Here is an 11,934-nt window from a genome sequence, read left to right on the forward strand (position 1 = left end):
TGTAAGATTTCACCCCCTCTACTTTATCTGTGAGCACTCGCCTTGCTGCAAAACATTCGTGTTGTCCTGGTCGGTACCAGTCACCCCGGTAACATCGGTGGGGCTGCTCGTGCCATGAAAAACATGGGGCTTTCGCGCCTGGTGCTCGTTGATCCGCAGTTCTTCCCTCACCATGAAGCGGATGCCCGCGCTTCGGGCGCTGGCGATATTCTGGAGAAGGCTCAGGTAGTCGCGACCCTTGAAGATGCTCTGGTGGGATGCAATCTGGTCATGGGCACCAGTGCCCGCGACCGTCGTATTCCGTGGCCGTTGCTCGACCCGCGTGAGTCGGGCGTGATGGCTGCCGAGCAGGCAGGGCAGGGCGCAGAAGTCGCGCTGGTGTTTGGTCGTGAATACGCCGGCCTGACCAACGAGGAGCTGCAGCGATGTCATTACCACGTGCATATCCCGTCTGATCCAGAGTTCAGCTCGCTGAATCTCGCTGCGGCGGTGCAGGTCCTCAGCTACGAGGTGCGCATGTCGTGGCTGGCTACGCAGGGGCAGCCCACCAAGGTCGAAAAAGTTGAAGTGACCTCGGTGCGCAGCGCTGACCTGGCGACCATGGATGAGATGGAAGGCTTCTATGGCCATCTCGAATCAACGCTGGTGGCTATCGGCTTTCTCGATCCGGAAAAACCTCGCCACTTGATGGCCCGGCTGCGTCGCCTTTACGGCCGCAGTGAGGTGAATCGTTCCGAGATCAGTATTTTGCGCGGCATCCTTACCGAGACCCAGAAGGCTGCACGTGGTGAACCGTACAAACGGAAGGAACAATGATGTTCGAGCGTCTGCGAGAAGATATTCAGAGTGTGTTTCATCGCGATCCTGCTGCGCGCAACTCCTTTGAAGTGCTGACCTGCTACCCCGGCATGCACGCCATCTGGCTGCATCGGCTGGCACACATTCTGTGGACCAACGGCTGGAAATGGCCGGCGCGGGTGGTTTCGAATTTCGGTCGTTGGATGACTGGCATCGAAATCCATCCCGGCGCCAAGGTCGGGCGGCGTTTTTTCATCGATCACGGCATGGGTATTGTGATTGGCGAAACGGCTGAAATCGGCAATGACGTAACGCTCTATCAGGGCGTTACCCTGGGAGGCACCAGCTGGAACGCGGGCAAGCGCCATCCGACGCTGGAAGACGGCGTTGTGGTGGGTGCGGGCGCCAAGGTGCTCGGGCCGTTCACTGTTGGTGCTGGCGCCAAGATCGGTTCCAACGCGGTTGTCACCAAGGCTGTCCCTGCAGGTGCTACGGCCGTGGGGATTCCGGGGCGGATCATTATCAAGTCCAGTGATGATGTAGAGGCCAAGCGCAAGGCGATCGCCGAGAAGCTGGGTTTTGATGCTTACGGGGTCAGCGAAGACATGCCAGATCCGGTGGCGCGTGCGATTGGTCAGTTGCTTGATCACTTGCAAGCAGTGGACGGTCGTCTCGAAGGTATGTGCGAGGCCCTTAAAGGGCTTGGCAGCGATTACTGCGCCAAGGAGCTGCCCGAGCTGCGCGACGAAGTGTTTGATTGCGTGAAGGACAAGAGCGAGAGCAAGGTCGGCTGATGGGGGCTGCACCCGGGGCGTGCCATGCGCCCCGGTGTTTGCTATGATGCGGCCGCTGTTTTGCGCCCAATCCCGACTGTTTTGCTAGGTCTTATAGTTGACTTAAATACTCGGGAATAGCATACTCGCTCTCATTCCGAACCTCTGCGGTATACGCCATGCGACTGACTACTAAAGGCCGATACGCTGTAACTGCCATGCTTGATCTGGCGTTACATGCGCAGAACGGGCCAGTGTCTCTGGCCGACATTTCCGAGCGTCAGGGCATTTCCCTGTCCTACCTTGAGCAACTGTTCGCCAAGCTGCGCCGTGGCAATCTGGTCTCCAGTGTGCGTGGTCCCGGTGGTGGTTATCAGTTGTCCCGCGACATGCACGGCATCAAGGTTGCCCAGGTGGTCGATGCCGTCAACGAATCTGTCGATGCCACGCGTTGCCAGGGGTTGGGTGATTGCCACGCTGGTGACACCTGTCTGACTCACCATTTGTGGTGTGACCTCAGCGAGCAGATTCACGAATTTCTAAGCGGTATCAGTCTGGCCGACCTTGTCACTCGCCGTGAGGTACAAGAAGTTGCCCAGCGCCAGGATATGCGCCGTACCAGCGCCAAGACCCAGTACCTGGATAAGATTGAAACGTCCGCCGTTGAATGAGCGTAGATGAATCAGCGGTGCGCCTGCCTGATAGGAGAGATTCAATGAAGTTGCCGATTTACCTTGATTACTCCGCGACGACCCCGGTCGATCCGCGTGTCGCTCAGAAAATGATTGAGTGCCTGACCGCTGACGGAAACTTCGGTAACCCGGCATCGCGCTCCCACGTCTTCGGCTGGAAAGCTGAAGAGTCGGTCGAGAACGCTCGCCGTCAGGTCGCCGATCTGGTCAATGCCGATCCGCGCGAAATCGTCTGGACCTCCGGTGCTACCGAGTCCGACAACCTCGCCATCAAGGGCGTTGCGCATTTCTATGCGAGCAAGGGCAAGCACATCATCACCAACAAGATCGAGCACAAAGCTGTGCTTGACACCACGCGTCAGCTTGAGCGTGAAGGTTTTGAAGTCACTTACATCGAGCCTGGTGAAGACGGTCTGATTACGCCTTCGATGGTTGAAGCCGCTCTGCGCGACGACACCATTCTGGTTTCGATCATGCACGTTAACAACGAAATCGGCACCATCAACGACATCGCTGCCATCGGTGAGCTGACCCGCTCCCGTGGTGTGCTGTTCCACGTTGATGCTGCGCAGTCCACCGGTAAGGTTGAAATCGATCTGGCCAGCCTCAAGGTTGACCTGATGTCGTTCTCTGCCCACAAGACCTATGGCCCTAAAGGTATCGGCGCGCTGTACGTCAGCCGCAAGCCGCGTGTTCGCCTTGAAGCGGCCATGCACGGCGGCGGTCACGAACGTGGCATGCGTTCCGGTACTCTGGCGACGCATCAGATCGTCGGTATGGGCGAAGCATTCCGTATTGCCAAGGAAGAGATGGCCGCAGAAAACGTGCGAGTCAAAGCCTTGAGCGATCGCTTCTACAAGCAGGTCGAGCATCTCGAAGAGTTGTACGTCAACGGCAGCATGACTGCTCGTGTGCCGCACAACCTCAACCTGAGCTTCAACTACGTCGAAGGCGAGTCGCTGATCATGGCGCTCAAGGATCTGGCCGTTTCGTCCGGTTCCGCCTGTACTTCCGCGTCGCTCGAGCCTTCCTATGTGCTGCGCGCCCTTGGTCGTAATGACGAACTGGCGCATAGCTCGATACGCTTCACCTTTGGTCGTTTCAGTACTGAAGAAGAAATGGACTACGCCGCGCAGAAAGTCTGCGAAGCGGTCACCAAGCTGCGTGCACTTTCGCCGCTATGGGACATGTACAAAGACGGCGTCGACATTTCCAAGATCGAGTGGGCGGCGCACTAATTAAAAGCCGCCTTACAGACAGGCCATGTTTCAACCAGTTGTTGCATGGTTTGCAGAGCGGCTCCCTGATAGAGGAATAGCATCATGGCTTACAGCGAAAAGGTCATTGACCACTACGAAAATCCGCGCAACGTCGGCAAGATGAACGCGGAAGATCCAGATGTTGGCACCGGCATGGTCGGCGCTCCTGCTTGCGGCGACGTTATGCGTCTGCAAATCAAGGTCAACGAGCAGGGCGTCATCGAAGACGCCAAGTTCAAGACTTATGGTTGCGGTTCGGCTATCGCTTCCAGCTCTCTGGCAACCGAGTGGATGAAGGGCAAGACTCTGGATGAAGCAGAGACCATCAAGAACACTCAGTTGGCTGAAGAACTGGCTTTGCCTCCGGTGAAAATTCACTGCTCGGTACTCGCGGAAGACGCTATCAAAGCGGCCGTTCGTGACTACAAGCAGAAGAAAGGCCTGCTGTAATAGCAGCGTTTTCTAAAGAAGCTGGTGTGAAGTAATAAGGAGTTCCGATGGCTATCAGCATGACAGAAGCTGCCGCAAATCACGTAAGACGCTCCCTTGATGGGCGCGGCAAAGGTGACGGCGTTCGTCTGGGTGTTCGCACCACAGGCTGTTCAGGTCTTGCCTATGTGCTTGAGTTCGTCGATGAGGCGCAAAGCGAAGACACCGTGTTCGAATTGCACGGCGTCAAGGTGATCATTGACCCGAAAAGCCTGGTCTATCTCGATGGCACCGAGCTTGATTTCGTCAAGGAAGGGTTGAACGAAGGCTTCAAGTTCAACAATCCCAACTCGCGCGGTGAATGTGGCTGCGGCGAAAGCTTCAACGTCTGAGGCTTATTGTGGGTACTCCTTGTCATTTCGCTCTATTCGAGCTTCAGCCGAGCTTTCGCCTCGACCTTGATCAGTTGGCGGCGCGCTACCGTGAGCTTGCTCGCGAGGTTCATCCCGACCGTTTTGCGGACGCCTCCGAGCGTGAGCAGCGGTTGGCGCTTGAGCGCTCCGCCAGTCTTAACGACGCCTACCAGACGCTCAAGAGCGCTCCGAAACGGGCGCGCTATCTATTAGCGATGCGCGGCGAAGTGCCTCTTGAAGTCACCGTGCACGATCCCGAGTTTCTTCTGCAGCAGATGCAATGGCGCGAAGAGCTTGAGGATCTGCAGGACGAGGCTGATCTGGCGGGTGTCGCGGTTTTCAAGCGTCGCCTCAAGACTGCTCAGGACGAACTGAACGAAAGCTTTGCGGCCTGTTGGGATGATGCTGCGCAACGCGAACAGGCCGAGCGCCTGATGCGGCGCATGCAGTTCCTCGACAAGCTCTCTTACGAAGTGCGCCAGCTTGAAGAGCGCCTCGACGATTAACTCCGTGCTGCTTCTGGCCGCACGCCTGTGAAATTCTGATAAAGCATGGCTCTACTGCAGATCGCCGAACCCGGTCAAAGCCCCCAACCTCATCAGCGTCGTCTGGCGGTGGGTATTGACCTGGGGACTACCAATTCGCTGGTTGCTGCACTGCGCAGTGGCCTTTCCGAACCGCTGGCCGACGCAGAAGGGCAAGTCATTCTGCCGTCTGCTGTGCGCTATCACGCTGATCGCGTTGAAGTGGGGCAGGCTGCCAAAGCCGCCGCTTCGACGGATCCGTTCAACACTGTACTGTCGGTCAAGCGCTTGATGGGTCGTGGTCTGTCCGACGTCAAGCAATTGGGCGAACAGTTGCCTTATCGCTTTTTAGGCGGTGAGTCGCACATGCCGTTCATCGAGACTGTTCAGGGGCCGAAAAGCCCGGTGGAAGTCTCTGCCGATATCCTCAAGGTTCTGCGTCAGCGTGCTGAGCAGGCGTTGGGTGGTGATCTGGTCGGCGCGGTTATCACTGTTCCGGCTTATTTCGACGACGCTCAGCGTCAGGCCACCAAAGACGCCGCTAAATTAGCGGGTCTTAACGTACTGCGCCTGCTCAATGAGCCGACCGCTGCGGCCGTGGCTTATGGTCTGGATCAAAGCGCCCAGGGCGTTGTGGCGATTTATGACCTGGGCGGCGGTACGTTCGACATCTCTATTCTGCGTCTCACTGGCGGCGTTTTCGAAGTCTTGGCAACCGGTGGTGACACCGCGCTGGGCGGCGACGACTTCGATCATGCGATTGCGGGCTGGATTGTCAGTGAGGCAGGTTTGTCTGCCGATATCGACCCTTCTGCTCAGCGCAGCTTGCTGCAAGCGGCTTGCAAGGCCAAAGAAGCGCTGACCAGCGAGGCTTCCGTTGACGTCGAGTACGGCGACTGGAATGGCACGTTGACGCGGCAAGCTTTCGAAACCCTCATCGAGCCAATGGTTGCGCGCAGCCTCAAATCTTGCCGTCGTGCCGTGCGTGACGCCGGTATCGAGCTGGATGAAGTTGAAGCGGTGGTCATGGTTGGCGGTTCTACACGTGTCCCGCGTGTGCGTGGCGCTGTGGCTGAGTTGTTTGGTCGCCAGCCGTTGACGGATATCGACCCGGATCAAGTGGTCGCCATTGGTGCGGCGATCCAGGCAGATACTCTGGCCGGCAACAAGCGTGACGGTGGTGAGTTGTTGCTGCTCGACGTGATTCCGCTCTCGTTGGGACTGGAAACCATGGGCGGCCTGATGGAGAAGGTGATTCCGCGTAACACCACGATCCCGGTCGCGCGCGCTCAGGAGTTCACCACTTACAAAGACGGCCAGTCGGCAATGATGATTCACGTGCTGCAAGGCGAGCGTGAGTTGATCAGCGACTGTCGCTCCCTGGCTCGTTTCGAATTGCGCGGCATTCCGGCCATGGTGGCGGGTGCGGCAAAAATCCGTGTGACGTTCCAGGTGGATGCGGACGGTCTGCTCAGTGTCTCGGCCCGCGAGCTGGGTTCGGGTGTTGAGTCGAGCATCCAGGTCAAGCCGTCCTATGGGCTGACCGATGGCGAAATTGCCCGGATGCTCACGGATTCCTTCGCCAACGCCAGTGACGACAAAGTTGCCCGCGTATTGCGCGAGCAGCAGGTTGATGCCCAGCGCCTCGTCGAGGCAGTGGAAGCAGCACTGGAAGTCGACGGCGAGCGCTTGCTGGATGCCGAAGAGCGCATGGTCATCGACCTGCAGTTGCAGGAATTACGTGAATTGATGCAAGGCACCGATGGCCCCGCCATCGAGCAGCAGACCAAGCTTCTCTCGCAGGTGACCGATGCATTTGCAGCCCGCCGCATGAATATGACGGTAAAAGCCGCTCTGGCGGGGCGCAATCTGAATGACATTGAGGAATAACTGATGCCGCAGCTGATTTTTCTGCCCCATGCCGTGCTGTGTCCGGATGGGCTGGTTGTTGAGGTCGAGCCCGGCACGTCTATTCTCGAAATTGCTCACGAGCATCACATCGAGATTGAAAGTGCCTGTGGTGGTGTTTGTGCCTGCACCACATGCCACTGCGTCATTCGCGAGGGTTTTGCCTCGTTGAATGAAGCGGATGAGCTGGAAGAAGACATGCTGGACAAGGCCTGGGGGCTGGAACCTCAGTCTCGCCTGTCTTGTCAGGCGATCGTCGGAAATGAAGACCTGACGGTTGAAATTCCCAAGTATTCGCTTAACCATGCGGCCGAAGCGCCGCACTGATCGAGAAGCTGTCATGAGTTACGGTTGGAATGACGTACAACGAATCGCTGAGGAACTGGCCGAGACTCATCCCGGCGTCGATCCTTACTCGGTGGGGTTTACCAAGCTGCAACTGATGATCAAGCAGTTGCCGGATTTCGACGACACCTCTGGCCGCGTCGGCGAGAAAGTGCTCGAAGCGGTTCAGACGCTTTGGGCCGACGAAATCGGCTGATCCAATTTGCACGTTAGGCAATAACCTCAAACCCGCGTATAATTCGCGGGTTTAATTTTTCGCTTTAATCATCGTTTCTGGAGTTACACCATGGCTGTTCAACGTACTTTCTCCATCATCAAGCCTGACGCCGTTGCTAAAAACGTAATCGGCGAGATCACCACTCGTTTTGAAAAAGCCGGTCTGCGCGTCGTTGCTTCGAAACTGAAGCAGCTGTCCAAGGCTGAAGCTGAAGGTTTCTACGCTGAGCACAGCGCTCGTGGCTTCTTCGGCGACCTGGTTGCGTTCATGATCTCCGGTCCTGTTGTTGTTCAGGTTCTGGAAGGCGAAAACGCTATCGCTCTGAACCGTGAGCTGATGGGCGCTACCAACCCTAAAGAAGCTGCTGCCGGCACTATCCGTGCTGACTTCGCCGATTCCATCGACGCCAACGCTGTTCACGGCTCTGATTCCGAAGCAGCCGCTGCTCGCGAAATCTCGTACTTCTTCGCAGCTACAGAGGTAACCGCTCGCTAAGTCCTGGACTAACGAGCGAAGGGTGAATTCATGATTGCAACGACTGGCAAAACAAACCTGTTGGGTCTGACCCAGCTGGAAATGGAAAAATTCTTCGATTCCATCGGGGAGAAGCGCTTCCGTGCCGGTCAGGTCATGAAGTGGATTCACCACTTTGGCGTCGATGATTTCGACGCCATGACGAATGTCAGCAAGGCCTTGCGTGAAAAACTCAAGGCTTGTGCTGAGGTTCGTGGTCCTGAAGTCGTCAGCGAGGACATCTCCACCGATGGCACCCGTAAGTGGGTGGTGCGTGTGGCGTCCGGCAGCTGCGTCGAAACCGTTTATATCCCCCAGGGCAAACGCGGCACCTTGTGTGTTTCGTCCCAGGCGGGCTGTGCGCTGGATTGCAGTTTCTGCTCTACCGGCAAACAAGGCTTCAACAGCAACCTCACCGCCGCCGAAGTGATCGGTCAGGTGTGGATTGCCAACAAATCCTTTGGCAGCGTCCCGGCTACCGTCGACCGTGCCATCACCAACGTGGTGATGATGGGCATGGGTGAGCCGCTGCTGAACTTCGATAATGTCGTTGCCGCCATGCATCTGATGATGGATGACCTGGGGTATGGCATTTCCAAGCGTCGGGTGACTTTGTCCACCTCCGGCGTGGTACCGATGATCGACGTGCTGGCTGAGCACATCGATGTATCGCTGGCGTTGTCACTGCACGCGCCAAACGATGCGCTGCGCAATCAACTGGTGCCGATCAACAAGAAATACCCGCTGAAAATGCTGCTTGAATCCTGCCGTCGCTACATGGCGACGCTGGGTGAGAAGCGCGTGTTGACCATTGAGTACACCTTGCTCAAAGACGTGAATGATCAGGTCGAACATGCTGTTGAAATGATCGAGCTGCTCAAGGACACGCCTTGCAAGATCAACCTGATTCCGTTCAACCCGTTCCCGCATTCCGGTTACGAGCGTCCGAGTAACAACGCGATTCGTCGCTTCCAGGATCAACTGCATCAGGCTGGGTATAACGTCACGGTGCGTACTACCCGTGGGGAAGATATCGATGCAGCTTGTGGTCAGTTGGTCGGGCAGGTCATGGACCGCACTCGCCGCAGCGAGCGTTACATTGCCGTACGTGAGCTGAGTAGCGAGGCGAGTGTGGCTCAAAACGCCGCGACTCGAACCTGATCGCTAACCTGGCCGAGAGAATCTCAATGTCCGTGCGCGCCACCCTGCTGCTCTGCTTCATGATCGCGCTGGCTGGGTGTGTGACCTCAGGCAAAGTTGATCCGATGAGCACCAGCCAGGGTCGTGATGCCGCACGCGAGGCCTATGTCCAGTTGGGTATTGGCTACTTGCAGCAGGGGCAGACCGAACGGGCCAAGGTACCCCTGAAGAAAGCGCTTGAACTGGACGGTTCCGACGCGGATGCCAACGCTGCCCTGGCGCTGGTGTTTCAGGTCGAGATGGAACCCGAGCTTGCTGACCAGCACTTTCAAAAGGCCCTGTCTTCTCGTCGAGGAGATGCGCGCATCCTTAATAATTACGGCAGTTTCCTTTACGAGCAAAAACGCTACAAGGAAGCCTATGAGCGTTTCGAACAGGCCGCTGCTGATAACCTTTATCCTGAGCGCTCGCGGGTTTTTGAGAATCTTGGCATGACTGCCGTGATGCTCGGTGATCGCGAAGCGGCGACGGCGCATTTCACCAAAGCCCTGCGCATGGACCGTATGTTGCCACGCGCATTGCTGGAAATGGCTGAGTTGTCTTACGAAGACAGGCATTATGTGCCCGCACGTGATTATTACGACCGTTTTAGCCAACTCAGCGAGCAAAATGCACGTAGTCTATTGCTTGGTACGCGATTGGCAAAAATCTACGATGATCGCAACAAGGCAGCCAGTTTTGGCCTGCAACTCAAAAGACTCTATCCCGGTACGCCGGAATATCAGCAATACCTGTCGGAGCAATGATGAAAGCGGTGCAACCCGAAGTCGTAGCAGCCACTCGCGTCAATCCTGGCGAAACCTTGCGTCAGGCTCGCGAGAATAAAAACTGGTCGCTGCCAGACGTCGCCCAGAGGCTCAATCTCACGGTCACTTCGTTGAGTAACCTCGAGGCTGGCCACTTTGACAAGCTGCCGGGTCATACTTTCGCCCGCGGCTATGTTCGCGCGTACGCCAAAGTCCTGGATCTCGACCAGACTGCACTGGTGACTCAATTTGACCAGTACACAGGCACAGACAGCGCGGGCAGTTCGGTGCATGCGTTGGGTCGTATCGAAGAACCGGTACGCCTGTCGCACAATATTCTGCGAATCGTCAGTCTGCTGTTGCTGGTTGTTCTGGTCGGCGGTGGTTTCTTCTGGTGGCAGGATCAGACGTCCTTGCGAGGCAAGGACTCAGGCCTGAGCCTTGAGCACGTTGAAGTCGAGAGTGCCGACGGCACTACCCAGATTCATCCTCTGGACGAACCTGAAGATCAGGCCGTCGCCGAAGCGCAAACCTCCGATTCGGCTCCGCTGGCGTTGAATCCAGCCAACCCAGCGAATCCGGCAACCCCTGCCACACAGGCGCCTGCTCAGACCGCAACTGCTCCGTCGACGACCACTCCGCCTGCCAGCTCAACGGCGGCAGCGCCGACCAACACCGCGCCTGCAACTGCTCCGTCAGCTCCCGCTGTTGCGCCTGCGCAATCTGCACCCGCCGCTGCGCCTGAGGCACCTGTTGCCGGTGCGGGTCAGGTAAGTATCTCGTTTACAGCCGATTGCTGGACTCAGGTGACTGACAGCACCGGTAAAGTTTTGTACATGGGCATCAAACACAAAGGCGATACTCTGGATGTGAGTGGCAAGCCGCCACTCAATGTACGTCTGGGGGCTGCGGCCGGTGCTCAGGTCAGCTACAACGGCATGCCTGTCGATGTGGCTCCCTTCACCAGCGGCGCTACCGCACGCCTGAAACTGGGGCAATAACTCATGCACGGTGAATCTCCGATCAAGCGTCGCGAATCCCGGAAGATCTGGGTGGGCTCGGTCCCGGTAGGGGGCGATGCACCCATCGCGGTGCAGAGCATGACCAACAGCGACACCAATGACGTCGCTGCTACCGTCGCGCAAATCAATCGTCTTGAGGCGGCCGGTGTGGATATCGTGCGGGTTTCGGTCCCGGACATGGACGCAGCGGAAGCCTTTGGCCGTATCAAGCAATTGGTGAAAGTGCCGTTGGTTGCCGACATCCACTTTGATTACCGGATTGCGCTGCGCGTTGCTGAGCTGGGTGTCGATTGCCTGCGTATCAACCCGGGCAACATCGGTCGCGAAGACCGGGTGAAGGCTGTGGTCGACGCCGCCCGTGATCGTGGTATTCCGATTCGCATTGGCGTCAACGCCGGTTCGCTGGAAAAAGACCTGCAGAAGAAGTACGGCGAGCCAACGCCAGCGGCGCTTGTAGAGTCAGCGCTGCGCCACGTCGAGCACCTCGAACGCCTGAATTTCAAGGACTTCAAGGTCAGTGTAAAAGCTTCCGATGTGTTCATGGCCGTCGAAGCCTATCGCTTGCTGGCCAAGGAAATTGTCCAGCCATTGCACTTGGGTATCACTGAAGCGGGCGGATTGCGTTCAGGCACGGTGAAATCGGCCGTTGGCCTAGGTATGCTGCTCGCCGAGGGAATTGGGGATACTATCCGCATCTCGCTGGCGGCTGATCCGGTCGAAGAGGTGAAAGTCGGCTACGACATCCTTAAATCGCTGCGCCTTCGTTCTCGTGGAATCAACTTCATCGCCTGCCCGAGTTGCTCGCGACAGAACTTCGATGTGGTCAAGACCATGAATGAACTGGAAGGGCGGCTTGAGGATTTGCTGGTGCCGCTGGATGTTGCGGTTATCGGTTGTGTGGTCAACGGCCCGGGTGAAGCCAAAGAGGCTCATGTAGGCCTGACAGGCGGCACGCCGAATCTGATCTACATCGACGGCAAGCCGGCCCAGAAGCTGACCAATGACAATCTGGTGGATGAGCTGGAACGCTTGATTCGCCGGAAAGCGGCCGAAAAGGTCGAAGCTGACGCAGCCCTTATCGCGCGCGGCTAATCA

15 protein-coding genes are annotated in these 11,934 nt (G+C 57.3%); all 15 read left to right on the forward strand.

Translation table 11 applies throughout. The annotated features are described in order from the left end of the window. Window positions 1-42 precede the first annotated feature (42 nt). The 15 genes from trmJ to ispG all read left to right on the forward strand — a co-directional run bounded on the left by trmJ (window position 43) and on the right by ispG (window position 11,931). Window positions 43-816, forward strand: a complete 774-nt coding sequence (gene trmJ, locus K3169_RS07400) for a tRNA (cytosine(32)/uridine(32)-2'-O)-methyltransferase TrmJ (RefSeq protein ID WP_027902652.1) — start codon at window positions 43-45, stop codon at window positions 814-816. Further along, the gene (gene cysE / locus K3169_RS07405; RefSeq protein ID WP_027902651.1) at window positions 816-1,592 is read left to right on the forward strand and encodes a serine O-acetyltransferase; all 777 of its coding nucleotides are present in this window, start codon (window positions 816-818) and stop codon (window positions 1,590-1,592) included. Before trmJ ends, cysE begins: the two co-directional genes overlap by 1 nt. 158 nt (window positions 1,593-1,750) lie before the next feature. Further along, on the forward strand, window positions 1,751-2,242 hold the full coding sequence (gene iscR, locus K3169_RS07410; protein ID WP_027902650.1) for a Fe-S cluster assembly transcriptional regulator IscR: 492 nt from the start codon (window positions 1,751-1,753) through the stop codon (window positions 2,240-2,242). Between the two features lie 44 nt (window positions 2,243-2,286). After that, window positions 2,287-3,501, forward strand: coding sequence for an IscS subfamily cysteine desulfurase (locus K3169_RS07415; protein ID WP_027902649.1), 1,215 nt, complete (start codon window positions 2,287-2,289; stop codon window positions 3,499-3,501). A gap of 84 nt (window positions 3,502-3,585) precedes the next feature. Continuing rightward, a complete protein-coding gene (iscU, locus tag K3169_RS07420; RefSeq protein ID WP_002552476.1) occupies window positions 3,586-3,972 on the forward strand; it encodes a Fe-S cluster assembly scaffold IscU in 387 nt (128 codons plus the stop codon). Between the two features lie 47 nt (window positions 3,973-4,019). Then, complete coding sequence (gene iscA / locus K3169_RS07425; RefSeq protein ID WP_027902647.1) at window positions 4,020-4,343, forward strand: iron-sulfur cluster assembly protein IscA; 324 nt, start codon at window positions 4,020-4,022, stop codon at window positions 4,341-4,343. A gap of 8 nt (window positions 4,344-4,351) precedes the next feature. Continuing rightward, window positions 4,352-4,870, forward strand: a complete 519-nt coding sequence (gene hscB / locus K3169_RS07430; RefSeq protein ID WP_263270812.1) for a co-chaperone HscB — start codon at window positions 4,352-4,354, stop codon at window positions 4,868-4,870. Between the two features lie 45 nt (window positions 4,871-4,915). Next, window positions 4,916-6,778, forward strand: coding sequence for a Fe-S protein assembly chaperone HscA (gene hscA, locus K3169_RS07435; RefSeq protein WP_263270813.1), 1,863 nt, complete (start codon window positions 4,916-4,918; stop codon window positions 6,776-6,778). Between the two features lie 3 nt (window positions 6,779-6,781). After that, window positions 6,782-7,123, forward strand: coding sequence for an ISC system 2Fe-2S type ferredoxin (gene fdx / locus K3169_RS07440; RefSeq protein ID WP_027902644.1), 342 nt, complete (start codon window positions 6,782-6,784; stop codon window positions 7,121-7,123). 13 nt (window positions 7,124-7,136) lie between these two features. After that, window positions 7,137-7,337 (forward strand): Fe-S cluster assembly protein IscX, encoded by a 201-nt coding sequence (gene iscX, locus K3169_RS07445; RefSeq protein ID WP_087264564.1) that lies wholly within the window; start codon window positions 7,137-7,139, stop codon window positions 7,335-7,337. 90 nt (window positions 7,338-7,427) lie between these two features. Further along, a complete protein-coding gene (gene ndk, locus K3169_RS07450; RefSeq protein WP_002552482.1) occupies window positions 7,428-7,853 on the forward strand; it encodes a nucleoside-diphosphate kinase in 426 nt (141 codons plus the stop codon). A gap of 30 nt (window positions 7,854-7,883) precedes the next feature. Beyond that, window positions 7,884-9,032, forward strand: a complete 1,149-nt coding sequence (gene rlmN / locus K3169_RS07455) for a 23S rRNA (adenine(2503)-C(2))-methyltransferase RlmN (RefSeq protein ID WP_122808276.1) — start codon at window positions 7,884-7,886, stop codon at window positions 9,030-9,032. A 26-nt stretch (window positions 9,033-9,058) separates the two neighbouring features. Further along, window positions 9,059-9,817, forward strand: a complete 759-nt coding sequence (gene pilW / locus K3169_RS07460) for a type IV pilus biogenesis/stability protein PilW (RefSeq protein ID WP_027902641.1) — start codon at window positions 9,059-9,061, stop codon at window positions 9,815-9,817. Further along, complete coding sequence (locus K3169_RS07465; protein ID WP_231676239.1) at window positions 9,817-10,818, forward strand: helix-turn-helix domain-containing protein; 1,002 nt, start codon at window positions 9,817-9,819, stop codon at window positions 10,816-10,818. Before pilW ends, K3169_RS07465 begins: the two co-directional genes overlap by 1 nt. A 3-nt stretch (window positions 10,819-10,821) precedes the next feature. Beyond that, window positions 10,822-11,931: a flavodoxin-dependent (E)-4-hydroxy-3-methylbut-2-enyl-diphosphate synthase gene (ispG, locus tag K3169_RS07470; protein WP_027902639.1), complete on the forward strand. Its 1,110-nt coding sequence runs from the start codon at window positions 10,822-10,824 to the stop codon at window positions 11,929-11,931. Window positions 11,932-11,934 lie beyond the last annotated feature (3 nt).

Source organism: Pseudomonas phytophila (assembly GCF_025643095.1).
Lineage (GTDB): Bacteria > Pseudomonadota > Gammaproteobacteria > Pseudomonadales > Pseudomonadaceae > Aquipseudomonas > Aquipseudomonas quasicaspiana.

Bases quoted from the DNA above. Each gene is read 5' to 3' on its own strand.
- cysE (WP_027902651.1), top strand. From the start codon at position 816: ATGTTCGAGCGTCTGCGAGAAGATATTCAGAGTGTGTTTCATCGCGAT.
- iscR (WP_027902650.1), top strand. From the start codon at position 1,751: ATGCGACTGACTACTAAAGGCCGATACGCTGTAACTGCCATGCTTGAT.
- K3169_RS07415 (WP_027902649.1), top strand. From the start codon at position 2,287: ATGAAGTTGCCGATTTACCTTGATTACTCCGCGACGACCCCGGTCGAT.
- iscU (WP_002552476.1), top strand. From the start codon at position 3,586: ATGGCTTACAGCGAAAAGGTCATTGACCACTACGAAAATCCGCGCAAC.
- iscA (WP_027902647.1), top strand. From the start codon at position 4,020: ATGGCTATCAGCATGACAGAAGCTGCCGCAAATCACGTAAGACGCTCC.
- hscA (WP_263270813.1), top strand. From the start codon at position 4,916: ATGGCTCTACTGCAGATCGCCGAACCCGGTCAAAGCCCCCAACCTCAT.
- fdx (WP_027902644.1), top strand. From the start codon at position 6,782: ATGCCGCAGCTGATTTTTCTGCCCCATGCCGTGCTGTGTCCGGATGGG.
- iscX (WP_087264564.1), top strand. From the start codon at position 7,137: ATGAGTTACGGTTGGAATGACGTACAACGAATCGCTGAGGAACTGGCC.
- ndk (WP_002552482.1), top strand. From the start codon at position 7,428: ATGGCTGTTCAACGTACTTTCTCCATCATCAAGCCTGACGCCGTTGCT.
- rlmN (WP_122808276.1), top strand. From the start codon at position 7,884: ATGATTGCAACGACTGGCAAAACAAACCTGTTGGGTCTGACCCAGCTG.
- pilW (WP_027902641.1), top strand. From the start codon at position 9,059: ATGTCCGTGCGCGCCACCCTGCTGCTCTGCTTCATGATCGCGCTGGCT.
- K3169_RS07465 (WP_231676239.1), top strand. From the start codon at position 9,817: ATGAAAGCGGTGCAACCCGAAGTCGTAGCAGCCACTCGCGTCAATCCT.
- ispG (WP_027902639.1), top strand. From the start codon at position 10,822: ATGCACGGTGAATCTCCGATCAAGCGTCGCGAATCCCGGAAGATCTGG.